Below are 25,144 nucleotides of genomic sequence, written 5' to 3' on the forward strand. Positions count from 1 at the left end.
CGGCCGCCCCTCGCTCGATCCGGGTCACGATGGCCGCTCCCGCTCTCCCGAACCCGTTCGGCCCGTTCTGCATCGTTCGCCCGCTGGGCGAGGGCGGCATGGCCGCGGTCTACGAGGTCGAGGACACCCGCCTGGGGTGCCGCCTCGCGCTCAAGGTCGCGCACGCCGACCCGTCGAGCCCGGCGGCCCTCGAGCGATTCCACCGCGAGGCCCGGTTCGTCCAGCGGCTCCACCACCCCTACGTGTGCCCGGTCTACGAACGGGGCGAGGTCGCCGGCCGGCACTACCTCACCATGCCGCTGATCGAGGGCACGTCCCTCGAGAAGCGGATCGGCCTGACGCACCAGTGGGCCGAGGCCGAGGCGGTCGAGGTCGTGCGGCGGCTCGCGCTGGCGCTCCAGGCGGTCCACGACGCCGGGGTCGTCCACCGCGACCTGAAGCCGCACAACGTGATCCTGCGGCCGACCGGCGAGCCGGTGCTCATGGACTTCGGCCTGGCCCGCGACCGCACCGGTCAGGAATCGCGGCTCACCCCGCCCGGGGTGGCGCTCGGTACGCTCTCCTACGTCGCCCCGGAACAGGCCCGCGGGCTCACCGACGAGATCGGCCCGGCGACGGACGTGTACTCGCTCGCGGTGCTGCTGTACCTGCTCCTCACCGGCCGCGTCCCGTTCGACTCGCCGAACCAACTGACGATGTTCAACAAGATCGTCGGGGAGCCGCCGCCGCGACCGGGGGGCTACCGGCCGGGTCTGAGCCCGCTGGTGGAAGACGTGATCCTGCGGGCGCTGGCCAAGTCGCCGGCCGAGCGGTTCGCGTCGATGGACGAGTTCGCGGCCGCACTCGCGGCGTGCCGGTCGGCGGCGCGGCCCTCCCCTGCCCCGCCCCCGGCGGCGAGTTCCGACGAGTGCGTCGTCCCCGGCGTGTGGCTCGCCCGCCCGGCCGACCGGCCCGACGCCGAGTGGGTCAAGGCGGCCGCGACCCCGGGGAAGGTGCCGCCCAAACCGGGGCACGTGTACCGACTCGTTGCGGACCGCGAGGCGACCGACCGGCACGTCGAGACGCTCGCGCCCCGGGCGGACCTGGAGGGGCTCGACCTCGGCCGCTGCGAACTGGTGACGCCCGCGGGGCTGGCCGCCGTCGCCCGGCTCCGGGGGCTGCGGACGCTCGTCCTGACGCGGGCCGGGGTCGGCGGGGTGCCGCTCACGAACGACGCGCTGGCCGCGGTCGCACAGGTGGAATCGCTCGCGTGGCTGGAGGCCGCGCTGCCCGGGGTCACGGACGCGGGACTGGCGGCGGTCGCGGGGCTCCCCGAGCTGGCGCACGTGGCGCTCTACGACTGCGGCCGCGTGACCGACGCGGGGGTCACGCACCTCGGCAAGCTCCCGGCGCTCGCGGCGCTGACGCTGGGCGGGTGCGGGGTCAGCGACGTGGGAATGCGGCGACTGGCGGGACTTTCGAACCTCACCGAGCTGACGCTCGAAGAGTGCCACCGGGTGACGGGCGCGGGCGTGGCGCTCCTGGCCCGGCTCCCGCGGCTGCGGGCGCTGACGCTGGCCGGGGGCCGCGGGGTCGGGGACGACGCGGTCCCGGCCGCCGCGGCGCTGCCCGCGCTGGAGTGGCTGGAGGTCCGCAACTGCCCGCGGGTCACGGGCGGCACGCTGGCGAGCCTGGCCGGGGCGAAGCGGCTGCGGGCGCTCGTCCTGGTGGGGTGCCGCGGGCTGACCGACGAGGGCGCCGCGGGCCTGGCGCAGCTCGGGACCCTGGAGCACCTCATCGTGACCGGGTGCGAGCGGGTGACGGCCGCGGCGGTCGACCGCGTGCGCCGCGCGCTGCCGCGGTGCGCCGTCGAGTTCACCCCGCCGAGCCGGTGACGCGGGGCCCGGGCGCGTCGAGCACCTCGCGGACCTTGCACGCCAGGGCCACCGGCGAGAACGGCTTCTGGAGGAAGTTCGCCTGCTGGGACAGGACCCCGTGGCGGACGACCGCGTCGTCCGTGTACCCGCTCATGAACAGGACGCGGGCCTCGGGGTGCCGGGCCGTCACCCGCTCGGCCGAGACCCGGCCCCCGCCCCCGGGGATGACCACGTCCGTCACCAGCAGGTGGATCGGCCCCCGGTGCTCGCCGGCGACCCGCACCGCCTCGTCCCCGTCGCCCGCGGTCAGCACCGCGTACCCGCACCCGGTCAGCACCTGGCGCGCGAAGTTCCGCACCGCGGTCTCGTCCTCGACGAGCAGGAGCGTCTCGGTGCCGGTGGGGATCTTCCGGACCCCCGACCGGGGCGTGGCCCCGTTGCCGCCCTCGACGCGGGGGAGGTACACGCGGAACGTGCTCCCCGCGCCCGGGGCCGACTCCACGTCGATCGCGCCGCCGCTCTGCTGGACGATCCCGAAGACCGTGGCGAGCCCCAGGCCGGTCCCCTGGCCCGGCCCCTTTGTGGTGAAGAACGGCTCGAAGATCCGGGCCCGGACCTCCGGCGTCATCCCGCCCCCGGTGTCCCCCACCGAGAGGACCACGTGCGGCCCCGGCTGGGCCCCGTGGTGCCGGCGGGCGGCGTCCGCGCTCAGGTCCGCGTTCCGGGTCCGGATGGTGAGCCGGCCCCCGGTGGGCATGGCGTCGCGGGCGTTGACCGCGAGGTTGAGCACCACCTGTTCCAGTTGCCCCGGGTCGGCGCGGACCGCCCCCAGCTCCGGGTCCAGGTCGGTCGCGAGGGCCACGTCCTCGCCGATCACGCGGCGGAGGATCCGCTCGGCGCCGGTGAGGACCGCGTTGAGGCTGAGCACCCGCGGGGCCAGCACCTGCTTGCGGCTGAACGCAAGGAGCTGCCGGGTGAGCCCGGCCGACCGCTCCCCGGCCCCGTGGATCTCCTCGACCATCTCGCGGGCCGGGTCGCCGGGGAGGAGCGTGTCGAGGAGCACCTCGCTGTACCCGTTGATGACGGTGAGCAGGTTGTTGAAGTCGTGGGCCACGCCCCCGGCAAGTTGGCCGATCGCCTCCATCTTCTGCGCCTGGCGGAACTGCTCCTCCAACTGCCGCCGGGCCGTCACGTCCACCTGGACCCCGACGAAGTGGGTCAGCCGCCCGGCGTCGTCGCGGACCGGGGAGACCGACAGCTCGTTCCAGAACGGGGTGCCGTCCTTACGGTAGTTCAGCAGCTCCACGGTCCACGGCTCGTGCGCGGCGACGGCGCCGCGGACCCGGGCGACGGCGCCGCGGTCCGTGTCGGCCCCCTGGAGGAACCGGCAGTTCCGCCCGAGGATCTCGGCGGCCGAGTACCCGGTGAGCCGCTCGAACCCGGGGCTGGCGAAGATCACCGGGTTGTCGGGCTGGCCCGCGTCGGTGATGACGATCCCCTGGGTCACGGCCCGGATCGCCCGGTCCCGGAGCAGCAGCTCGTGCTCGACCCGGACCCGGTCGGTCACGTCCTGGGCGGTCCCCGCGACCCGGTGGGGGCGGCCGGCGGCGTCGGCGAACACGTGCCCGACCTCGTGGATCACGCGGACCCCCGCGCCGGTGACGACCCGGTACGTGTGCTCGAACGACGCGGCGGCGGCCTCGGCCTCGGCGATCCGCGTCCGCACCCACCCGCGGTCGTCGGGGTGGACCAGGCCCAAGAACGCCTCGAAGGTGAGCTCGAGCGCGGCCGGGTCGGTCCCGAAGATGGCGTGCAGCTCCTCCGACCACTCCAGGGCTCCGGTCGCGGCGTCGCGGGTCCAGTACCCCATGCGGGCGAGCCGCAGCGCCTCGGCGAGCTTCGCCTCCTTGTCCCGTAGCGCCGCGTCGGCCTCCCGGCGGTCGGTGACGTCGAGGACCGCCCCGACGAACCGGACCGGGCGGCGGCCGGGGCCGGTGCCCTCGAACCACACCTGGCCCCGCGCGGCGACCCACCGGGGCGCGGCCCGGTCCGGGCCGAGCACCCGGTACTCGGCCTGGAACGCCCCGCCGCCGGTCGGGTCGAGGGCCGCCCGGACCTGCTCGGCCGCCGGCCCGCGGTCGTCGGGGAGGAGGCGGGCGAGGAACGCGTCCAGACCCGTGTTCTCGCCCGGGGCGACTCCGAACACGGCCCGGCCCCGGTCGTCCCAGTCGATCCGGTCCGCCGCCACGTCCCAGTCGAACGTCCCCATCCCGGTCGCCTCGACGGCCAGCCGGAGCCGCTCCTCGCTGGCCCGGAGCGACTCCTCGGCGAGCCGCCGCTCGGTGACGTTGACGTGCATGACGACCGCGCCGCCGGCCCGGCCCGGGGCCAGCGCCGTGGCCATCATCCGGTACCACCGCCGCTCGTGGGGCGAGTGGCACGGGTACTCCAGGACGAAATCGGTCCCGTCCCCCGCGAGGACGGCCCGGACGCCCGCGGCCTCTTCGGCGCACTCGCCGCGGGCCCGGAGGCACACCCCGATGTAGTTCTCGCCCGTGCCCGAGCCCGCCCCGGTGTGGGCGTTCGCGTGGGCGAACCGCTCCCACGCCTCGTTCACGGCGACGATCGTCCCGTCCCCGTCGAGGAGCGCGATGTGAGCCGGCAGCGCGTTGACGATGGCGCGGGTCGTGGCCGCGGCCCGGCGCTCGGCCTCGGCGCTCTGCCGCAGCGCCTCCTCGGCCCGCCGCTGGGCGGTGACGTCGCGGCCGACCGCCTGGAACTCCACCAGCTCCCCGGCGGGGCCGAAGAACCCGCGGTTGACGAACTCCATCCAGCGGACCGAGCCGGCCGGGTCGACGAGCCGGTTGACGACCCGCACCACGGGGTTGCCGGGGGACAGGTTCGCGAGCGCCGCCTCGACGACCGCCACGTCGTCCGGGTGGGTCACGGCCGGCCCCGTGAGGCCCACGAGGTCGTGCGGGGCGCGGCCGACGAGCCGGCAGAACACCTCGTTGGCGAACACGATCGTGCGGTCGGCGCGGACCCGGCACACCGCCTCGGTCTGGGCCTCGACGACCGCGCGGAGCTGCTCCTCGCTCGCCCGCAGCGCCTCCTCGCCCCGCTTCTGGGCGGTGACGTCGCGGGAGACCCCCACGAGCCCGACCACGGCCCCGTCGGAGTCCCGGTACGGGGCCTTGGTCGCCTGGTAGACGCGGGTGACGCCCCCGGCGGTGAGCACCTCCTCCTCGGTCGTGGCCCGGCCGGACTCCATCACCTCTTGGTCCCGGTCCAGGACCCGCCGGGCGCTGTCGGGCTCGAACAGCGCGGTGTCGTCCCGCCCCAGCACCTCCTCGATCGGCTTGCCGACGAACCCGCTCGCGGCGGCGTTGAACAGCAGGTACCGGCCGGCCCGGTCCTTCACGAAGATGGCGTCGGTCGTACTGTCGGCCACCGCGCGGAGCAGTTGCGAGGTCCGGTCGAGTTCCTCGGTCACCTGCTTCCGGTGCGCGTCGATCGCGACCCGCGCGGTCACGTCCCGGAAGTTGCACACCACCGCCCGCAGGTCCGGGTCGTGGAGCAGGTTCGTGTGGGTGATGGCCGCGTGCCCCCACACCGCGTCGTGCCGGCGGAACCGCACGACGCAGAACGTCGTCCCGCCCGGCCGGCGGAGCACCTCCGCCCACCGGCCGTCGAGGACCGCCGCGTCCTCCGGGTGGACCCACTCGCGGACGGTCCGGCCGGCGTACGCGTCGAGCCCCTGGCCCCCGACCCGCACCCGCGACGGGCTCGCGTACAGTACGGTCCCGGCCCCGTCGAGCAACAGGAACCCCTCGAGGCTGTTCTCGACCAGCGCCCGGAACCGCCGCTCGCTGGCCGCGACCGCCTCGGCCGCCCGCACCTTGTCCCCGATGTCCCGCAGGACCCGCGAGTAACCGACCACCGCCCCCGCCGCGTCGAGGATCGGGGCCACGGTCGCGGCCACGTGGACCCGGCCGCCGTCCCTGCGGAGGCGGACGGTCTCGAAGTGGTGGGGCGCGGCGGTCGCCCGGACCAGGGCCGTGGCAGCGTCGTGCTCGGCCCGCCCGTCCTCCGGGACGAGGACCGCGAACGGCCGGCCGAGGACCTCCGCCGCCGCGTACCCGAACAGCCGCTCGGCCCCGGGGTTCCACGACGTGAGGACGCCGTCGGGGGTCTCGGCGGTGATCGCCTCCTCGGTCGAGGCGACGATCGCCGCGAGCCGGAAGGCGTCCCGCTCGGCGGCCCGCCGGGCGCGGCGGTCGGCGGCGGCGCGGACCTCCCGCTCGACGGCGGGGCCGAGGCGGCCGATCTGGCCCTTGAGGATGAAATCGTTGGCCCCGGCCCGGATCGCTTCGGCCGCGCGCTCCTCGCCGATGGTGCCGGACACGACGACGAGGGGCAGATCGGCGTCGTGGCCGCGGACGATTTCGAGGGCGGGGAGCCCCCCGAACCCGGGGGCCTCGCAGCCGCACAGGACCGCGTCCCACGGGCCGGCGGCGAGGGCCGCGCGGAGGGCGGCGGCGGACCCGACCCGCTCGCACGCCGGCTCGAACCCGCCCTGGCGGAGCGCGCCGGCCATCCCGTCGGCGGCGGGCTGGTCCTCGACGATCAGGACGCGGAGAGGCGTTGGCATGGTGCTTCTGACCAGCGACCCGGGAGAGCGGCCCCGGACGAAACTGAACTGCCCGTACCCGCGCACCCTGGGTCGAATGGGGTGCGGCACGACCCGTCGGGCCGTTGGGAGGTTTCGTGCCAGTATAACTTGCGGAGAGTGCCGCGGGGCACAAACCCCAAAAACCTCACCACGCTGCGAACGTGCGACCTCTCACGCCGCCGCTCGCGCCCGAACCGACCCGGTCGCACGCGTGTCGCTACCCCGGTATCCGTCCCGCCCTCGCCCCGTGGAACGCCGCCGATGTACGTTCCCCCAGCGTTCGCCGAAACCGACCCGAGCGTCCTCGGCGCGTTCATCCGGCGGCACAGCTTCGGACTGCTCGTGTCGCACGTCGGAAGCGAGCCGTTCGCCACGCACCTGCCGTTTCTCCTCGACACCGCCGCCGAGCCGCACGGCACCCTCGTCGGCCACGTCGCGCGGGCCAACCCGCACTGGCACCACCTCGACGGCCAACAGGCGCTCGCGGTGTTCTCGGGGCCGCACGCTTACGTCTCCCCGACGTGGTACGCGGCCGAGAACGTCGTCCCCACCTGGAACTACACGGCGGTCCACGCTTATGGCCGCGTCACCCTCGTCCACAAGGCGGAGCCGCTCCTCGAGATCGTGCGAGAGACGGTCGCGTATTACGAGGCCGCCATGCCCACCCAATGGGCGTTCGACGGCAGCACGCAGTTCGCGGCGCGGTTGGTGACGCAGATCGTCGGGTTCCGCATCGAAATCGAGCGGCTCGAAGGGAAGTTCAAGCTGAGCCAGAACCACCCGCTCGAGCGCCGCGAGAAGGTCGCGACGGCGCTGCTGGCACAGGGCGACGAGAACGCCGTCGGGGTTGCCGAGTTGATGCGCCGCACCCTCACCCCGGGAGGCTGACTCGTGCCGATCACCTACCAGCTCGAACCGGACCTGTCGCCGGCGGAGTTCATCGACGTGCTGGTGCGCTCGACGCTCGCCGAGCGGCGGCCGGTGGACGACGCACAGCGAATCGCCCTGATGTTGAAGAACGCTGACGTGATTGTGACCGCCCGGCTCGACGGGCTGCTCGTGGGCGTGAGTCGCACAATCACCGACTTCGCGTACTGCGCGTACCTGTCCGACCTCGCGGTGGACGAGGTGCACCAGAAGAAGGGCATCGGCCGCGAGTTGATCCGCCGCACGTACGAGGCCACGGGACCGGGTACGACGCTCGTGCTCCTCGCCGCTCCGAAGGCCCGCGACTACTACCCGCACATCGGCATGACCCGCCACGACTCGTGCTGGATCGTGCCCCCCCGCGCTGCCCGAGGTGACGCGTGACCGCCACCCGCCCGCTCCGCTACTTCGTCGTGGACGCCTTCACCGACCGGCCGTTCGCGGGCAACCCCGCGGCCGTCGTCCCACTCGATCGGTGGCCGGACGACCGGTGGCTGCAGAGCCTCGCGATGGAGATGAACCTTTCGGAAACGGCCTATCTGGTCCCGAACGCCACGGGGTACGACCTCCGGTGGTTCACGCCGCGCGTCGAGGTCGATCTGTGCGGGCACGCGACCCTCGCGTCGGCGGTCGCGCTCGCGCGGCTCGGGAGGCTGGTGGACGGGACCGATGTCGCGTTCGCGACGCGCAGCGGTGTCCTTCGGGTCGCGCGGCGCGGCAACCAGTTCGCACTCGACTTCCCGTTGAAACCGGAGGAGGAGTCGCCGCCGCCTCCGGGGCTACTCGAGGCGCTCGGTGTCGCCGCGCGGTACGTGGGTCGGAACCAGTTCGACTACCTCGTTGAGGTCGAGTCGGACGCCGCGGTGCGGGCGGTTGTGCCCGATTTCGCGAGTTTGCGAGCCGTTCGGTGCCGCGGGGTGATCGTCACGGCCCTCAGCGGGGACCCGCGGTACGACTTCGTGTCACGGTTCTTCGCGCCAGCGGTGGGGGTGGATGAGGACCCGGTCACCGGGTCCGCCCACTGCTGCCTCGCGGGGTACTGGGGCCGTTGCCTGGGAAAGACCGTTCTGGTCGGCTACCAGGCCTCGGCACGCGGTGGCGTGGTGAGTGTCGAAATCCGTGGCGACCGCGTGGTGCTCGGAGGCGAGGGCGTCGTCGTCGCCGAGGGCGACCTGGTCTTCGAGTGATCGCGACACGTTACGCCGCGGCGGAGGCGAGCGCCTTCCGGAGCGGGCACGTCGCGGGGATCGGTGCGCCGCTGCGGTACAGCCCGAGCAGTTCGACCGAGCGGCGGGCCAGCACCCGCCGGACCTCGCGGCGCTTCCCCTTCACGCGGGCGATCGCCATGCCGTCGTACCCGGTCGTCTGGTGCCGCATCCACGCGATGACCGCGGCCTCGGCCCGCTCCTCGATCGGGATCCGCTTCGTGCGGGCGACGGTGCCGCTTCCCACGGGCGTGGCGTGTGCGGTCACGGCGCGTGCGAACGCATCGGCGAGGGCCGCGTGGGCGGGGTGGAACGCGAGGTACGCGACGACCGCGGCGTGAAAGTCCTCGGTGTACTCGGCCTGCACCTTCTCGCGGCGGCGCGCGTCGGCCTCTTTCTTCTTCGCGAAGCCCTCGGTCGCGCGCTCAGCTTCGAGTTCCGTCTGGACGCGCGCGACGACCTCCCGCGGAGCCCACACGCCGCGGGAGAACACCTTGCGGCCCCGCTTCTCCTGCACCACCCAGTGGTCGCCGGCGGCCTTTACGCGGCGCGTCAGGCCCGCGTCACCGGGCGGCACCAGCACCCAGGCGTCCGGGGCCGTGAGGATGTCACCCTTTGGGGTGCGGACCGTGTTCGGCTTCGGGCCGGGGGTGTAGGTCGTCGTCTCGCTCATCGGGCAGTCGCCTCCTGCTGTGCGCCACCATACCTATCGGCGCTCCGCGTGCGAACCTGAAGCCGACACCGTCGGTCACTCGCTCCGCGAGTGACACCAACGGCGTTTCGAGACTCACCGGAGTGCGCCGGAGCGCCGGGGCGCGACTCGCGGAGCGAGTCGCCTACCTTGGCACCGCGAACTTCGCTGCGGTGCTTGCGGAACACTCGCCCTGCGGCTACTCTCACCCCGTTCTCGCGGTCGGTTTAGCTCGGTGCTCTGCACCAGGGCGATGTTGCGTCGCCCGAGCATTTGGCCCCTCATGCGTCCCGGGGAGGGCTGTTCCAGCACCGCTATCGGCCCCGGGGGTACCGGTTCGGTCACGGTCTGGAGCAACCCCGCGGGTCGTGGTTCCGTGCCCGAACCGGGACCCCCGGGGCCGGCGGGGCCGGGGGCCTTCCGCGGTCCCGGATGAGAAGTAGACGCCACGAGAACGCGACGGGGCCGGGGTCACACCCGGCCCCCGCTCGTTTTGCCGGTGCGTTCCGGTACGCTGTGTGCGACAGCTCGAACGGGTCGCACACGAGGCGCGCATGGCACCACCTAACAACGCCCCCACCCGCTCCGGATTCGTCTGCGTCCGCGGTGCCCGCACGCACAACCTCAAGTCGGTGGACGTGGACGTGCCGCGGGACGCGCTGGTCGTGTTCACCGGCGTGTCGGGGTCTGGGAAGTCGTCGCTCGCGTTCGGCACGCTCTACGCCGAGGCCCAGCGCCGCTACCTCGAATCGGTCGCCCCGTACGCGCGCCGGCTGTTCCACCAACTCGGCGTTCCGGAGGTCGATCTCATCGACGGCCTGCCGCCGGCGGTCGCGCTCCAGCAGCAGCGGGGAACGCCCACCACGCGATCTTCCGTAGGCAGCGTTACCACGCTCTCGAACCTGCTGCGGATGCTGTACTCGCGGGCCGGCGACTACCCCCGCGGCCAGCCGATCCTGTACGCCGAGAGCTTCTCGCCGAACACGCCCGAGGGGGCGTGCCCGACGTGCCACGGGCTGGGCCGCGTGTACGATGCGACGGAGGCGTCGATGGTCCGCGACGCCTCGCTCTCGATCCGCGAGGGCGCGGTCGCCGCGTGGCCGCCGGCGTGGCAGGGGCAGAACCAGCGCGACATCGTCACCGCACTCGGCATCGACATCGACACGCCGTTTCGCGACCTCCCGAAGAAGGACCGCGACTGGGTGCTGTTCACCGACGACCAGCCTCAGGTGCCGGTGTACCCGCACCGCCCGCTGGCTGAGGTGCGGCGGCTCCAGCAACGGAAGGCGCCGCACGACTACCTCGGCACCTTCACGAGCGCCCGGCGGTACGTCGTGGAGACGTTCGCGAAGACCGAGAGCCCCGCGATGAAGCGGCGCGTCGCGCAGTTCCTCGTCAGCACCGACTGCCGGGCGTGCGGCGGCAAGCGACTGCGACCCGAGGCGCTGGCGATCACGTTCGCGGGGCTCGACATAACCGACATGTCCCGGCAGTCGCTGAAGCGGCTCGCGGCGATCTTCCGGCCCTACACGGACGGCTCCGCACCGGGGTGGAAGCGGTTCGCGGCCGAGCACCCCGAGAAGGCCGAGGCCGCGCGGCGCATCGCCGACGACCTCGTCGGCCGGCTCGCGATCCTGCTCGACCTCGGCCTCGGCTACCTCACGCTCGAACGCACCACGCCCACGCTCTCCCCCGGCGAACTCCAGCGGCTGCGGCTCGCCACGCAGGTGCGGTCGAACCTGTTCGGCGTCGTGTACGTTCTCGACGAGCCGTCCGCGGGGCTGCACCCGGCCGACACCGAGGCGCTCCTGCGGGCGCTCGACCGCCTCAAGGCGAGCGGCAACTCGCTGTTCGTCGTGGAGCACGAACTCGACGTCGTCCGCCGCGCCGACTGGATCGTGGACGTCGGCCCCTCCGCGGGCGAACTCGGGGGCCGGGTCCTCTACAGCGGCCCGCCGGACGGCCTGCGGGGCGTCGCGGAGTCGCACACCCGCCGCCACCTATTCGCCGACCACGCGCCGGAACCCCGCACGCCGCGCGCCCCGGCGGGCTGGCTCAAGCTCAGCGGCGTCACCCGCAACAACTTGAGGAACCTCGACGTCGCATTCCCGCTCGGGGTGTTCACGTCCGTGACCGGCGTGTCCGGGTCGGGCAAGTCGAGCCTCGTCAGCCAGGCGCTCGTCGAGCTGGTCGCGAACCACCTGGGTCACGCCGCGACCGCTGAAGACGAGGCCGAGGACCTGGAGCGGAGCCCGGCCGCGCCGGTCGGTGGGCGGATCGCCGCGGGGGCCGAGCGGGTCAAGCGGCTCGTGGTCGTAGACCAGAAGGCGATCGGCCGCACGCCGCGGTCGAACCTCGCGACCTACACCGGCCTGTTCGACCACGTCCGCAAGTTGTTCGCGGCGACGAAGCAGGCGCGCGCCCGCAAGTACGGGGCCGGGCGGTTCTCGTTCAACGTCGCGGGCGGGCGGTGCGAGACGTGCGCCGGCGAGGGGTTCGTGATGGTCGAATTGCTGTTCCTCCCGAGCGTGTACTCGCCCTGCCCCACCTGCCACGGGACGCGGTTCAACGCGAAGACGCTGGAGGTCGAGTACCGCGGGAAGAACGTCGCCGACGTGCTCGGCATGACGGTCGATGCGGCGCACGAGTTCCTGACCGACGAGCCGCACGTCGCCCGGTCGCTCGGCGTGCTCCGCGACGTCGGCCTGGGCTACCTGCGGCTCGGCCAGCCGGCGACCGAGCTTTCGGGCGGCGAGGCGCAGCGAATTAAATTGGCGACCGAACTACAGCGGGCCGGCCGCGGCGACGCGCTGTATGTCCTCGACGAGCCGACGACCGGCCTGCACCCGACCGACGTTGAGAAGTTGCTCGCGCAACTCGACGGCCTGGTCCTCGCCGGGAACACGGTCGTGGTGGTCGAGCACGACACGCAGGTGATCGCCCGGAGCGACTGGGTGATCGACGTCGGCCCCGGGGCCGGCGACGAGGGTGGCGCGGTCGTCGCCGCCGGGCCGCCCGGCACGGTCGCGCGGGCCGCCGGGAGCCGCACGGCACCGTACCTCGCTCGCTCACTGGCGTGACGGGCGTAAACGAAGACGGGCCGCGCGACAGGTGTCGCGCGGCCCGCTCTCTCGCTCTCGGAATCGACTCACGGGTTGCGGCGGTCGATGCGGCGCAGCTCGCGCGGGGTCAGGTTGTAGAACTTGTAGGTCGTGGTGCGGTAGTCGGGGGTCCAGTAGTCCGGGTACGTCGTCGGGGTGTACGTCGGGATCGTGCGGTACACTTCCGGCGTGATGGTCAGCGTGGCCGTCTGGCTCTTCACGTCGAACCTCGCGGCGTCCCACGGCACGGTCACGAGCTTCCCGTCGTTGTTCACGATTAGGTACTCGAGGTTGCCGGCACTATCGAACACGATGTCGTCCACGGTGCCGGCGGCCGCGTTGCCCTGGAGCACGATCTTGGTGCCAAGGATCTGCTTGGCACGGTACGTGGCCACCGCACCGGCGGCCGGCTGGGGCTGGGCCTGGACGCGGACGCCCGCCTGCGGGGCGGTCGCGGGGACCGCGCCCGGCTCTTGGGCCGTGATGAAGCCGGCGGTGAGGAGGAAGGCCGCTGCCGCGCTGGTGCGAATGACTTTGCTCAGCATCTGATAAGACTCCTTGAGATTGGTTCGTGTAAACTGGCCGGGCGCGCACGACGTCCGCACGGTTCCCGGGGCGTCCACCGCCCGGCCCGAAGGAACCATCATGCAAGTGTCGCGCCCCCGACGGCCCGCGGGTCAAAAGAGTTTTCGCCCGGGTGCCCCGCGGCCGGTTCGCGGGGCGCCCGCGAAATCGCCCCGCCCCCAACGCGGTTCGCCGCTCCTCCGGCGGCGCGTACAACGGTGGTAGGTTCCTTCTGCTCTCACGGACGCCTCCAGGCATGACAGACACGTCGCGCACGCCGCAGGGGTTGGCGGAGAACCTCGCGGCCCTCCGCCACAACGTCGGCAAGGTGTTCCTCGGGAAGCCCGAGGTGATCCGCCTGGCGCTCGTCGCGCTCCTGGCCGACGGGCACCTGCTCCTGGAGGACGTGCCCGGGGTCGGCAAGACGCTCCTGGGCAAGGCGCTGGCCCGGAGCCTGTCGTGCAAGTTCACCCGGGTCCAGTTCACCCCGGACCTGCTCCCCGGCGACCTGATCGGCGTCACCATCTACCGCGACAAGACGGGCGAGTTCGCGTTCCAGCCCGGCCCGCTGTTCACCGAGGTGCTGCTGGCCGACGAGATCAACCGGGCCACCCCGCGGACCCAGTCGGCGCTGCTGGAGGCGATGAGCGAGCGGCAGGTGACCGTGGACGGCGAGACCCGGCGGCTCGGCCCGCCGTTCCTGGTCATCGCCACCCAGAACCCGCACGAGTTCGAGGGGACGTACCCGCTCCCCGAGAGCCAGCTCGACCGGTTCCTGCTCCGGGTCAAGGTCGGGTACCCGGACCGCGCGGCCGAGCGCGCGATCCTGACCCAGCACCGGGCCGGGGAGCCGGTCGAGGGCCTCACCCCGGTGTGGGGGCCGGCCGACGTGCTCGCGCTCCAGGCGCACACCCGGAGCGTCCGCGTGGACCCGGGCGTCGCGGACTACGTCCTCGATGTGGTCAACGGCACCCGCGGGCACCCGGAGGTGGTCCTCGGCGCGAGCACCCGGGCGGCGCTGGCGCTGTACCGGGCGGCCCAGGCGTTCGCGGTCACCGCGGAGCGGGACTACGTCGTCCCCGACGACGTGAAGGCGCTGGCCGAGGCGGTCCTGGCGCACCGGCTCGTGACCCGCGGGTGGACCCAGGGCGGGCACGGCGACTCCGGGCCGGTGGTCCGCGACATCCTCGCCAAGACCAAGGTGCCGGCGTGACCAAGCCCGCGGACCGCGCGCCGCCCCCGCTCGTCCTCACCCCCGAGGGGAAGACCTGGGTGTGGGTGACCGTGCTCCTCGTGGCCGTCGGGTGGTACAAGAGCATCACCCTCGTCCTGGTCCTCGGGTACCTGATGCTCGCGCTGCTGGTGATCAACGGGTTCCTGGCGCGGCGGCACGCGAAGCGGGCAACGGCCGCGCTCGCCCCGCCCGCCCCGGGCGCGGCCGGCGCGGAGGCCCGTCTCCAGGTGGCGGTGACCAACGGGGCCGCCCGGCCCGCGACCGTCGGCGTCGAGGTGAGGGCCGGCCCGCACGCCCGGACCTGGCTGGTCCACGCCCTCCCCGGGGGCGCGACGGTGCCGTGCCGGGCCGCGCTCACGTTCCCCCGCCGGGGCCGGTTCCGGACCCAGTCCCGTGTCGCCTCGGGGTTCCCGTTCGGGCTCCTGCGGTACGCGGCCCCGCCCGTGAGCGGGCCGGACGTGGTCGTGCTCCCGGCGGAGGGTGCGGCCGACGTGAACGGGCTGCGGCGGTGGCTCCGCCAGGCCGGCGGCGACGGCCGCTCGCGGAAGCTGCTCCGCCGGGTGACGAACGACGAGGCCGACGTCCGCGGGGTGCGGCCGTTCCGCCCCGGCGACGCGATCCGCTCGGTCCACTGGCGGTCCACGGCCCGGCGGCGCGAACTCATGGTCCGCGAGTACGACGCGGCCCCGTCGCTCGACCTCGTGCTGGTCGTTGAGCCGTGGGTGCCGGTCGCGCCGACCGCGGCCCACCTGGAGGCCGTCGAGGCCGCGCTGAGCCTGGCGGTCACGCTCGCGCTGGCGTGGGCGCGCGAGTACGGGACCGGCGTGGTGGTCGCGGTCGCCGGGGCCGGCGACTCGGTCCGGTCCGCCGGGCCGACCGAGGCCGCGGTGCGGGCGGCCCTGGAGCCCCTCGCGGGGGTGACGGGCGCGCCGCGGTTCGAGGCGTTCGGCCCGCGGGCGTTCAGCCGCCCGCTCGGCCGCGCGGTCCGGCTCCTCGTCAGCAGCCGCCCGGACTCGCCCTACGCCGGCCAGATCAGCGGCGGCCTGGGCCGCGCGTTCCTGCCGCTGTCCCCGGCCGACCCGCTCCCGTGGTACCGGCCGCCGGCCGGCTCAAAGTAGGCGACGCGCTCCGCCCGTCGCACCCCGGCGCGACGACACCCCTCCGGTGGCCCGCAGACGCGCCCGGTGTCACTCGCGGAGCGGGTGACCTGCCGCGGGCCGGTCGTGAGGGTTTTTCCGCCGGCACTTGCTTCCGCCCCGCACCGGGGTAGAACATTCCGACACCAAAGGGGGAGGCGCGTGGATGCGCGTCCCCGTTGCGTTGGCCAACCGACTCTTCGGTCCGTGGAGGCTGTCACCGTGGTTCGCATCCGATTCGGCTCGTCCGCCGCTCTCGTCTTCGCGCTCGCCGCCCTCGTCTCCGGCCAGGACAAGAAGGACCCGCCCAAGGCGGACCCGAAGCCGACCGACCCCAAGGTGGACGGCAAGCGGTTCGAGACCCGGTTCGACTTCGACAAGAAGACGAAGTTCTACCAGGAGTCCACGACCACGCTGACCCAGGTGATTAAGGTCCAGGGCCAGGACCTGACCCAGACCCAGCGGAGCACGTTCTTCTTCGAGTGGACCCCGGTGAAGCTGGAGGGCGACAAGGCGTTCGTCAAGCAGCGGGTCGAGGGGGTCCAGATGACCATCGACATCTCGGGCAACCAGATCAACTACGACTCGACCAAGGGCGACACCCCGACCGCCGGGAACCCGGGGCTCACCGAGTTCTTCAAGAAGCTCACCGGGGCCGAGTTCACCGCGGTCATCGAGAAGGGCGTCAAGGTCGTCGAGGTCCAGGGCAAGGCCGACTTCATCAAGAACCTGGCCACCGGCAGCCCGCAGATGGAGACGCTGCTCAGCAAGATCCTGACCGACGACGCGCTCCGGGACATGTGCGACCCGACCCTGAAGCTGGTCCCCGAGGACGGCCCGAAGAAGGTCGGCGACACCTGGACCCGCAAGGGCACCATCAACCTCGGGCCGATCGGCACCTACACCGTGACGTACAACTTCAAGTACGCCGGGGTCGAGAAGGACTTGGACAAGATCGAGGTCGAGACCAAGCTCGAGTACGCCGCCCCGAAGAAGGACGACCCGAACGCCGGCGGCCTCCTGTTCCGCATCAACGACGGCAAGCTCGGCATCAACCCGGACAAGCCGGCCAAGGGCGTCATCATGTACGACCCCAAGGCGGGCCGGGTCGCGTCGGCCGAGATCACGATCAACCTCAAGGGCGAGCTGACCGTCGCCATCGGCGGCACCGACACGAAGGTCGAACTGCTGCAGGAGCAGAAGACCACCGTGAAAACCAGCGACGCCAGCCTGCTGCCGGTCAAGAAGTGACCCCGCCGCGAGTCTGACCCACGAACACGGGCGGCCCCTGCCGCCCGTGTTTTCGTTCCCGCCCACCGGGCCCACCCATGCGAATCGCCGTCCTCGGAGCGGCCGGGCAACTCGGCCGCGACCTGTGCCCCCGCCTCGCGGGCGAAGTCGTCCCGCTCACGCGCGCCGACCTCGACCTCGGGAACCCGGCCGGCGTCCCCGCGGCGCTCGCGGCCGCCCGGCCGGACGTGCTCGTGAACTGCGCCGCGTACAACTTCGTCGACAAGGCCGAGACCGAACCCGACGCCGCGTTCGCGGTCAACGCGTGGGGCGTGCGGGCTCTCGCGCAAGCTTGCGCCGCCGCGAAGGTGCGGCTCGTCCACTTCAGCACCGACTACGTCTTCGGCCTCGACGCGGCCCGCTCCACGCCGTTCGCCGAGGGCGACGCGCCGGGGCCGGTCAGCACCTACGGCTTGAGCAAGCTCGCCGGGGAGTACGCCGCACGCACGTTCGCCCCCGACGCACTCGTGGTGCGCACGTGCGGGCTCTACGGCGTCCACGGCACCGGCGGCAAGGGCGGGAACTTCGTCGAGACGATGCTGCGGGTCGCCGGCCAGGGGAAGCCGCTCCGCGTCGTCGCCGACCAGCACTGCACCCCGAGCTACACCGTGGACGTGGCCGAAGCGACGGCGGCCCTCGTCGCCGGCGGCGCGAGCGGGCTGTTCCACGTCACGAGCGCGGGTACCTGCACCTGGCACGAACTCGCGGCGGAGACGTTCCGACTCGCGGGCGTGACCGCGGACCTGACGCCGATCACGTCTTCCCAGTTCGGCGCTCCCGCACTGCGGCCGCCCTACAGTGTGCTGTCGAACGCGAAGCTGGCCGCAGCCGGCGTCGCCCCGCCGCGGGACTGGCGCGCCGCACTCGCCGCGTACCTCGCCGCGCGCGCCACGGCGAAGTAGCCCAGGGGCCGCGTCCATCGGCCCCGGGGTTTGCACTCAGGAGACCCAGGGTTTGCACCCTGGGCTACGGACTGTCGTCCCTCCGGGACTCAAAACCCACCAACCACCCAAGCCCCCGAAGGGGGCGACAGTCCGTAGCCCAGGGTGCAAACCCTGGGTCTCCTGGGGCCGCCGCGGTTCCATTCTCGATTTCTCGCGCACGGCACCTTGACACCGTGCGTCTTTCTGCCGAAACTATGTGAGACCCAATCTCAATAACGACCCGGGTCCGCGCGGGTCGCGAGGCAGTGATGTTGATGCCGTTGGACATGCTCCGGGCCGGCGAGGTCGGCGAGGTCGAGGAGGTCTCGGGCCAGCCGGCGTGGGTCGGGCGGCTCGCCGAACTCGGCATCCGCCAGGGCTCCCGCGTCCGCGTCGTGCGGTCGGGCACCCCGTGCCTCCTCGACGTGAACGGGTGCAAGTTGTGCCTCCGCGGCGGCGAGTGCTCGCAGATCCTCGTGCGGCCGGTGGCGTGACCATGTCCCAACTCAGCGACCTGACCCCCGGCCAGCGGGCCGAAATCGTCTCCCTTGCGGGCGACCCCGCCCTCGTCCAGCGGCTCTACGAGTTCGGCCTCCTCGAGGGCGAGGCCGTCGAGTTCCTCGCGGTGGCCCCGCTCGGCGACCCCATCGAGATCCGCTTCGGGAACACCCGGCTGACGCTCCGCAAGGCCGAGGCCGCGGGGATCGCCGTCAGACTCGTCTAGCGCCGCCGCGCCTCCCCCGGTCCGCCCGCCCGCGGCTCATCGGAACCCCCACTCATGCTGCCGAAGACGCTCACCGTGGCCCTGGTCGGGAACCCGAACGCCGGGAAGTCCACCCTGTTCAACGCGCTCTCGGGGTTGCGGCAGCGGGTCGGCAACTACCCCGGCGTCACCGTCGAGATGAAGAAGGGGCAGTTCACCGCCGGCGGCGTCGCCATCGACCTGATCGACCTGCCGGGGACGTACAGCCTCGCGGCCCGCAGCCCGGACGAGATGGTCGCGGTCGACCTGCTCCTGGGCCGCCGCCCCGAGGAGCCGCGGCCCGACGTGGTGCTGTCGATCGTGGACGCGACCAACCTCGACCGGCACCTCTACCTCACGAGCCAGCTCCTCGACCTGGGCGAGCCGGTCGTCGTCGCGGTCAACATGATCGACGCGGCCGCGGCGCAGGGCGTGAAGGTCGACTGCACCGCTCTGAGTGCGAAGCTCGGCGTCGCGGTGGTGCCGATCCAGGCGAACAAGGGGATCGGCATCGAGTCGCTGACGCGCGCCCTAATCGATGCGGCGGAAGCGGCGAAGGCCCCGGTCGGGCCGAAGTTCCCCGAGCCGTTCGACGCCGAGGCCGAGCGGCTTCAGCCCGAACTCGGCGACGTGCCCGCGTTCCTCACCCGCCGCGTGCTCCTCGACGTCGGGGGGTACGTCGAGCAGTGGCTCGTCGAGAAGCACGGCGCGGGCCTGAAACAGAAGCTCACCGACGCACGGGCGCGGCTCGCGGACGCGAACTGCGGCGTCCCCGGCGTCGAGGCGCGTTCGCGGTTCGCCTGGGTGAAGGCCGCCGTGACCGCGGCCGTCACCCGGCCCGCCGAGCGGCCGGTCACGTTCTCGGACAAGCTCGACCAGGTGCTCACCCACCGCGTCTGGGGCACGCTCGTGTTCCTGGTCGTGATGTTCCTGATGTTCCAGTCGATCTACCTGTGGGCGAAGCCGCTCATGGACGTGATCGACGGCACCCGCGAGTCGGCCGCCCAGGTGGTCGAGTCGCACATGGACCAGGGGCCGCTGCGGTCGCTGGTCGCCGACGGGATCATCAAGGGCGTCGGCAGCGTCCTCATCTTCCTCCCGCAGATCATGATCCTGTTCGGGTTCATCGCGTTCCTCGAGGACTGCGGGTACATGGCCCGTGCGGCGTTCCTCATGGACCGGCTCATGAGCCGGTGCGGGCTGAGCGGCAAGTCGTTCATCCCGCTGCTGTCGAGCGTCGCGTGCGCGATACCCGGGATCATGGCGACCCGCGTGATCGAGAACCGCCGCGACCGGCTCGCGACGATCCTCGTCGCGCCGCTCATGAGCTGCTCGGCCCGGCTACCGGTGTACGTCCTGCTGATCGGCGCGTTCCTGAAGGACGGCTACCCGGCGTGGCTCCCGGGGCTGGTGCTGTTCGGCCTGTACATGATCGGGTTCACGGTCGCGCCGCTGGTCGCGCTGGTGCTGAAACGGTCGCTGCTGCGGGGCGCGACGCCGGTGTTCGTGATGGAACTCCCCGCGTACCGCCGGCCGAAGGTCGGGGCCGTGCTGCGGCGGGTGCTCGAAGCCGGGTGGGCGTTCACGGTGCGGGCCGGGACGATCATCTTCGCCGCGATGATCCTCGTGTGGGCCCTACTGTACTTCCCGCACACCGACCCGAACGGCCAATCGTACCCGACGCGGATCGAAGAGGCCGAGAAGGCCGCGAAGGAGTCCGAAGACAAGCTGAAGGAGTTGAAAGAGAAACCGGACGCGACCGAGGAGGAGAAGGCGGAGCTGGAGAAACTCGAAGCCGCGGCGGGCGAGGCCGACCACCTCAACGGTGAGTGGAAGCGGCAGAGCCTGCTGGGCCGCGCCGGGCTGTTCCTGGAGCCGGCGTTCAAGCCGCTCGGGTGGGACTGGAAGGTCGGCATGGCGGCGCTCGCGAGCTTCCCGGCCCGCGAGGTGATCGTCGGCACGCTCGGGCTGATCTACGACGTCGGCGACGTGGACTCGGGCGCGATCGGCGACGACGAAGCCGACGACGAGGCGAAGGCCAAGGCGACCGGCCTAGCGACCGCGGTGAAGGACGACTGGGCGAAGGACCAGGTCCGCGGCAAGTACGGCGTGGCGGTGGCCGCGTCGGTGATGGTGTTCTTCGCACTGTGCTGCCAGTGCGCGAGCACGCTGGCGGTGATCCGCCGCGAGACGCGGAGCTGGGCGTGGCCGGCGTTCACGTTCGCCTACATGACGGCCCTGGCCTACGTCGGCGCGTTCGCGACGTTCCAGATCGGCTCCCTCCTCACCGACGCTCTGAGGTGACCCGTGTCCGAGTCCACCCAACTGCTAATCGTCGCCGTCGCCGTCGCGGCGGCGGCGCTGTACGTCGCACGGGCGTCGTTTAAGACGTGGTTCGGCAAGACCGCGGCGGCGTGCGGCTCCGGCTGCGGCAAGTGCGCGACCACCACCGACCCGCCGCCGAAGGGCCGCATCGAACTGCCGCAGGTGTAAATTGGCGACCGGAGACGTGTGAGTCCTCGGAACCAGTTACAGGCGGTGTTCCTCACGCGCGACTCCAGGACTCGTCGCGACCTCGCCCCGTCGGGACGGGGCGAGGTGGGGCACCCGCGGCCCACACTCGCGCCGGGGTCGGATCAGCTCACATGCGAACCAGCCACCCCACCTCACCCCGGCTCTGCGGGGGCGAGGTCGCGACGAGGCTTTGCGAGTCGCGGGTGAGGGGGTCTTCTCCTGGCGCTGTCACCGAGCGGTTCGCTCTATGAACGCCCCACCCCTGATCCTGCTTCCCGGCATGGGGGCGGACGCGAGACTCTTCGCCAGTCAGATCGCGCGGTTTCCCACGCTCCGTGTTCCCCAGTGGCTCCCGCCCAAATTGAACGAATCGCTGCGACACTACTCCGGACGGTTCGCGAGTCTCATCGACCCCGGCGGTCCGTGCATTGTCGGCGGGGCGTCGTTCGGCGGTATCGTCGCTCTGGAAATGGCGGCGCAACTGCGAGCGACCGCGTGCGTGCTGATCGGCAGCATCCGATCACCGGCGGAACTCTCGCGGACGTGGCGGAGCCTGCGCCCGCTCGCGGCGCTCGGCCCCGACCGGCTGTGCACGCTTGCGGGTGCGTTATCGCACGTCCCGTGGCTGGGGACCGGTACGCGGCGGCGGTTGCGGCGAATTGCGAGGCCCGAGGCGGCCTTGGTGCGTTGGGCGATGTGTGCAGTTCTTCGCTGGCAACCCAGCCCGGCTACGCGAGCGGTGCGCGTCTTCCAAATCCACGGCGAGTGCGACCACACACTCCCCGCGGTGCTCTCGCGCGCCGACGAGATCGTCCCCGGCGGTCAACACGCGCTGTCGCTGTTCAACCCGTCCGCGGTGAACGACTACCTCGAACGGGTGGTGCGTGCGGTCACTTCTTCAGCGGCTTCGTCGGCTTGACGCGGACCGTGAGCTTCAGGCCGTTTTCGAGGTCGCGGCGGGTGAGATCGATGGTGTCGATCAGCTCCAGCACCTCGGCCGCACCCGCGGCGTAGGCCCGCAGCGCCGTCTCGTCCCCCGCGCCGAGGTCGGCCAGGAACTTCGCGAGGCGGTCGCCATGCGCGACGAGGTACGCCCGGGTGTGCGTGCCGGAGAAGCGGGCGAGCAGCGCGGCACCGTCCTTCGCGGAGTCGGCCGGTGACGGCGGCCCGGTGAACGCCTTGATCGCGTCGGGCGAGGTGGCGACGACGAGGTAGCCCTTCACCAGCGCGAACGACGGCCGGAACCCCGCCGGGAACCCCTTCTCGTTCACCAGCGACTTGATGACGAGGCCGGTCGCCGCGTCGCGCGTCTCTTCGAGGTCGATCTGGTCGGCGTGCCGCGTGTTGTAGGCGACGCGGGCCATCTGGAACCCGAACTCGACGGTCTGGAGGAGCGTCTTCTCCGCGGTCGCCCGCTTCTCGCCCCCGCCGCTCACCTCGACGGCCGCGACCACGGTGGGCAGGAACCCGTCCTTCACCGGCGGCACGGCCCACGCGGCCCAGTTCGGCCCGAGCGACTCCAGCACCAGCGACAGCTTCTGCGGGACGACGACGACACCGAGCGTCTTCGCGACCCACTCCTTTACCCCCGGCTTGCCGGCGGGCTCGGGGGCGAGCGACGCGGCGAGGTCGAGGAGTTCCGACGCGCGTGCGTGCCCGGCGAACCCAAACATCGCGTTCTCGGGGATGAGCTGCGCGGCGGCGACCGGCTCGCGCGGCCCGACCAGCCACGTCTTCACGTCGCCCGGCACCTTGCCCGGGTGGAAGCGTAACGAGAGCGAGAGTTCGGCGTCGGTTCCGACGGCGACTGAGACGGCCGCGAACTCGAGCGCCTCCCAGAGTTCGCCGAACCGGGCGAACAGCCGCCGCTCCTCGGGCTTCGCCGCAGCGATCTTGGCCTTCACCTCGGCGTCGAGCGGCCGCGGGTTCACCAGCACCACCGCGAGCGCGTCGGCGACGCCGAGCTTCTGCATCCGCACCACGAGGGGCGGAGGCACGTCCTTCGGTGCGGTCCGGTCGCGGTCGAGGACGCCGGTGACCTCCGCCTCGTTCGAGGAGAAGGCGAACACACCGTTGAGGAAGCAGTAGAACTCGGGCTCGCCGCCGTCGGGCTTCTGGCGCTCGAAGTACTCGGCCCCGGCGTGCTCGCGGCGCGTGACCGCCTTCAGCTCGCCGCTCTGCTTCTGCAACTCGTTGATCTTCTCGACGATCTTCGCGAGCGCCTCGGGCTTGCCGGGGCGGATGAGGATGACGGCGCGCTCGTCCTTCGGCTTCCCGTCGGGGGCCGGCGAGTACGCGAACGCGACCGCGTCGCCGATCACGTCGTCGAGCAGCGCCTGCGGGGTGGTGCCGAGTGCGGGGAGGATCGTCGCGCCCGCGTCGCGCACTTGTTGAAGATCGATCACTTGAAGCAACTTCTTGCCAACGGCGGTCCGCGGGAGCGCCTCGGCGAACGGCGATCCCGCCAGCGTGCGCGCGTGGTCGCGGGCGTTCTGCACCACGACGACGAGCGCGGCATCGGCCGGCGCGACGCGGAGGAGTTGGTCGCGCGGCCCGGCGAGGAGCGGCGGCGCGGCGAGGAGCAGCACGGCGATCGGGGCGAGGCGACATCGCATGGGTTGGTTACTTCTTGGTGGGGCAGGCATTCATGCCTGCCTCGCGACGCGGTTGGAGGCAGGCATGAATGCCTGCCCCACCAAAGAACGGAGGCTCACGACTTCGGTTTGACGCTAACGGTGCCGACGTCGCGCATCAGGCGGGCGAACGCCTTCTGGGCGGTGCCGCGGAGCGGTTCGAGGCCGGTCATCGCGACGTCGGGGAGTTCGGCCAGTGCGCTGCGGCCGGCGGGCTCGTCGGGCACGGGGGCCATCGGCTTCGTGAGCGCGTCGGTGAACTTCGCGAACACCTCCGGCGCGGCGGCCGCGGGCTCGGTAACGACCTTCGGCGCTTCGAGCAGCGCGACCCCGGCCTTCGAGAGTTCGTCGCCGATCCGCAGTGGCCGCGCGTCGGCCATCACCGGCCGCGGGGCGGGGGCGAGGGCCGGCTCAACAATCCTCGGCATTTCCATCCCGTGCGGCACGGCCACGGGCTTCAACGGCGGTTGGAGCCACCCGACCAGCGCGACCGAAGCTGCGATCGCCAGCGGTATGCCGAGTGCGCCCGCATAAGCCTGCCGCCGAATGCGCCGGAACCGCTGCTCCTTTTCGGCAACGCGGTCGGCGCACACGGCGGCCACGATGCGGTCGTGGAGTCCGGCGGGCAGCACGACCGGTTCGGGCGTTGCGAGAACCGACAGGACAAGCCGCGCGGTTGCGATGCGGTCGCGGCACGCGGAACACACGGCCGGGTGCGGATCGGCGTCGAGTGCGGCCGCTCCGAGGTCACCGTCCATGACGAGGTGGAGGCGGTCCACGGTGGCCCGGCACTCGGGGCCGACGCGGACGGCCGCGTCGTCGGGGAGGTCCGGGAAGTCTGGGGTGCGAGCGGTCATGGTCGTTCGCCCCTGGTCGGGGGCGCGTCGGGGGCCGGTTCGTCGGCGACGAGGCCGCGGGTCTTGAGGCGGTCGAGCAGTTCGAGCCGGGCGCGGTGCAGCCACGTCTTCACGGTGCCCACCGGGCGGCCGACCGCGGCCCCGATCTCCTCATAGCTCTGACCGTGCTCGTGGAACAAGACGAACACCTCGCGGTACTCGTCGCGGAGGGCGTCCACGGCGGCGCGGATCTCCGTCCGCATCTCGGTCGAGTCGTCGGCGGGCCGGTGGTCGGGCGTCTCGTGCAGGTAGTCGGCGAGTTCCGGGCGGGTGGCGCGGCGGCTCATCCACGTCCGGCACCGGTTCACCGCGATGGTCATCACCCACGGCCGCAGCGGGCGGGCCGCGTCCCACTTCGCGAGGCTCCGGAACACGCGGAGGAACACCTCCTGCGTCACGTCCTCGGCGTCGTGGGCGTTGGCGAGGAGCCGCTGGCACACCGCGAACACGTCCGTCTGGAACCGCGCGACGAGGTCCCGGCAACTGGCCGGGTCCCCGGTGAGGCAGCGGCGGACGAGAGCGTCGTCGGCGGTCAAGGGTGCCCTCTGGCGAGAAGTACCCGGGCGGCCGGGGGCGGGTTTCAGTCAGAAGGGTAGTTCGCACGCCGGCGCTGCGGATTTTCGTGAGGCGGTCCGGCAGCGGTCGCTATTCTAGGCGGGTCCGGCAGAAAGCAGGCGACTCGCTCCGTGAGTCGCACCCCGGCGCAACCAAGGACACCGGTGGGCTCCGGAGCGTGGCGGGGGTCACTCACTCCGTGAGT

At 72.5% G+C, this 25,144-nt stretch carries 20 protein-coding genes; 14 read left to right on the forward strand and 6 right to left on the reverse strand.

Translation table 11 applies throughout. The features are described 5' to 3' along the window. Positions 1–29: 29 nt before the first annotated feature. Positions 30–1,874 (forward strand): protein kinase domain-containing protein, encoded by a 1,845-nt coding sequence (locus ACTIGN_RS20110; protein ID WP_439627102.1) that lies wholly within the window; start codon positions 30–32, stop codon positions 1,872–1,874. Here the strand turns inward: ACTIGN_RS20110 and ACTIGN_RS20115 are convergent. Continuing rightward, complete coding sequence (locus ACTIGN_RS20115; RefSeq protein ID WP_439627104.1) at positions 1,855–6,507, reverse strand: PAS domain S-box protein; 4,653 nt, start codon at positions 6,505–6,507, stop codon at positions 1,855–1,857. The genes ACTIGN_RS20110 and ACTIGN_RS20115 overlap by 20 nt on opposite strands. A gap of 282 nt (positions 6,508–6,789) precedes the next feature. On the opposite strand from ACTIGN_RS20115, the gene ACTIGN_RS20120 reads away from it, so the two are divergent. From ACTIGN_RS20120 to ACTIGN_RS20130, 3 genes are read left to right on the forward strand one after another with little or no spacing between them, the layout of a single operon-like run. Next, positions 6,790–7,416, forward strand: a complete 627-nt coding sequence (locus ACTIGN_RS20120) for an FMN-binding negative transcriptional regulator (RefSeq protein WP_439627106.1) — start codon at positions 6,790–6,792, stop codon at positions 7,414–7,416. Between the two features lie 3 nt (positions 7,417–7,419). Then, positions 7,420–7,839, forward strand: a complete 420-nt coding sequence (locus tag ACTIGN_RS20125; RefSeq protein ID WP_439627108.1) for a GNAT family N-acetyltransferase — start codon at positions 7,420–7,422, stop codon at positions 7,837–7,839. Next, a complete protein-coding gene (locus tag ACTIGN_RS20130) occupies positions 7,836–8,642 on the forward strand; it encodes a PhzF family phenazine biosynthesis protein (RefSeq protein ID WP_439627110.1) in 807 nt (268 codons plus the stop codon). Before ACTIGN_RS20125 ends, ACTIGN_RS20130 begins: the two co-directional genes overlap by 4 nt. A 10-nt stretch (positions 8,643–8,652) precedes the next feature. Here the strand turns inward: ACTIGN_RS20130 and ACTIGN_RS20135 are convergent, their stop codons facing one another. Beyond that, positions 8,653–9,333: a DUF2293 domain-containing protein gene (locus ACTIGN_RS20135; protein ID WP_439627112.1), complete on the reverse strand. Its 681-nt coding sequence runs from the start codon at positions 9,331–9,333 to the stop codon at positions 8,653–8,655. Positions 9,334–9,905: 572 nt separating this feature from the next. On the opposite strand from ACTIGN_RS20135, the gene ACTIGN_RS20140 reads away from it, so the two are divergent. Next, the gene (locus ACTIGN_RS20140; RefSeq protein ID WP_439627114.1) at positions 9,906–12,431 is read left to right on the forward strand and encodes an excinuclease ABC subunit A; all 2,526 of its coding nucleotides are present in this window, start codon (positions 9,906–9,908) and stop codon (positions 12,429–12,431) included. A 68-nt stretch (positions 12,432–12,499) separates the two neighbouring features. Here the strand turns inward: ACTIGN_RS20140 and ACTIGN_RS20145 are convergent, their stop codons facing one another. Beyond that, positions 12,500–12,997 carry a PRC-barrel domain-containing protein gene (locus tag ACTIGN_RS20145; RefSeq protein ID WP_439627116.1) on the reverse strand — a complete coding sequence of 166 codons (498 nt, stop codon included), beginning with the start codon at positions 12,995–12,997 and terminating at the stop codon, positions 12,500–12,502. Positions 12,998–13,272: 275 nt separating this feature from the next. On the opposite strand from ACTIGN_RS20145, the gene ACTIGN_RS20150 reads away from it, so the two are divergent. The 9 genes from ACTIGN_RS20150 to ACTIGN_RS20190 all read left to right on the forward strand — a co-directional run bounded on the left by ACTIGN_RS20150 (position 13,273) and on the right by ACTIGN_RS20190 (position 21,774). Next, positions 13,273–14,229 (forward strand): AAA family ATPase, encoded by a 957-nt coding sequence (locus tag ACTIGN_RS20150; RefSeq protein WP_439627118.1) that lies wholly within the window; start codon positions 13,273–13,275, stop codon positions 14,227–14,229. Further along, positions 14,226–15,368, forward strand: coding sequence for a DUF58 domain-containing protein (locus tag ACTIGN_RS20155; RefSeq protein WP_439627120.1), 1,143 nt, complete (start codon positions 14,226–14,228; stop codon positions 15,366–15,368). Before ACTIGN_RS20150 ends, ACTIGN_RS20155 begins: the two co-directional genes overlap by 4 nt. 240 nt (positions 15,369–15,608) lie before the next feature. Next, positions 15,609–16,637: a DUF6263 family protein gene (locus ACTIGN_RS20160; protein ID WP_439627122.1), complete on the forward strand. Its 1,029-nt coding sequence runs from the start codon at positions 15,609–15,611 to the stop codon at positions 16,635–16,637. 77 nt (positions 16,638–16,714) lie between these two features. Beyond that, positions 16,715–17,578: a dTDP-4-dehydrorhamnose reductase gene (gene rfbD, locus ACTIGN_RS20165; protein ID WP_439627124.1), complete on the forward strand. Its 864-nt coding sequence runs from the start codon at positions 16,715–16,717 to the stop codon at positions 17,576–17,578. Between the two features lie 290 nt (positions 17,579–17,868). After that, on the forward strand, positions 17,869–18,093 hold the full coding sequence (locus ACTIGN_RS20170; protein WP_439627126.1) for a FeoA family protein: 225 nt from the start codon (positions 17,869–17,871) through the stop codon (positions 18,091–18,093). A 2-nt stretch (positions 18,094–18,095) separates the two neighbouring features. Beyond that, positions 18,096–18,323: a FeoA family protein gene (locus tag ACTIGN_RS20175; RefSeq protein WP_439627128.1), complete on the forward strand. Its 228-nt coding sequence runs from the start codon at positions 18,096–18,098 to the stop codon at positions 18,321–18,323. Between the two features lie 54 nt (positions 18,324–18,377). Further along, positions 18,378–20,645, forward strand: a complete 2,268-nt coding sequence (gene feoB, locus ACTIGN_RS20180; RefSeq protein WP_439627130.1) for a ferrous iron transport protein B — start codon at positions 18,378–18,380, stop codon at positions 20,643–20,645. Between the two features lie 3 nt (positions 20,646–20,648). Next, the gene (locus ACTIGN_RS20185; protein WP_439627132.1) at positions 20,649–20,834 is read left to right on the forward strand and encodes a FeoB-associated Cys-rich membrane protein; all 186 of its coding nucleotides are present in this window, start codon (positions 20,649–20,651) and stop codon (positions 20,832–20,834) included. Positions 20,835–21,102: 268 nt separating this feature from the next. Next, a complete protein-coding gene (locus tag ACTIGN_RS20190) occupies positions 21,103–21,774 on the forward strand; it encodes an alpha/beta fold hydrolase (RefSeq protein WP_439627134.1) in 672 nt (223 codons plus the stop codon). Here ACTIGN_RS20190 and ACTIGN_RS20195 read toward each other — a convergent pair. From ACTIGN_RS20195 to ACTIGN_RS20205, 3 genes are all read right to left on the reverse strand, one after another. Continuing rightward, positions 21,746–23,470, reverse strand: coding sequence for a hypothetical protein (locus ACTIGN_RS20195; protein ID WP_439627136.1), 1,725 nt, complete (start codon positions 23,468–23,470; stop codon positions 21,746–21,748). The genes ACTIGN_RS20190 and ACTIGN_RS20195 overlap by 29 nt on opposite strands. A 95-nt stretch (positions 23,471–23,565) precedes the next feature. Continuing rightward, complete coding sequence (locus ACTIGN_RS20200; protein WP_439627138.1) at positions 23,566–24,345, reverse strand: hypothetical protein; 780 nt, start codon at positions 24,343–24,345, stop codon at positions 23,566–23,568. Next, entirely contained in the window at positions 24,342–24,920 is a 579-nt protein-coding gene (locus ACTIGN_RS20205; RefSeq protein ID WP_439627140.1) for an RNA polymerase sigma factor, read from the reverse strand. Before ACTIGN_RS20205 ends, ACTIGN_RS20200 begins: the two co-directional genes overlap by 4 nt. Between the last annotated feature and the right edge of the window lie 224 nt (positions 24,921–25,144).

It is taken from the genome of Gemmata sp. (assembly GCF_051859125.1).
Lineage (GTDB): Bacteria > Planctomycetota > Planctomycetia > Gemmatales > Gemmataceae > Gemmata.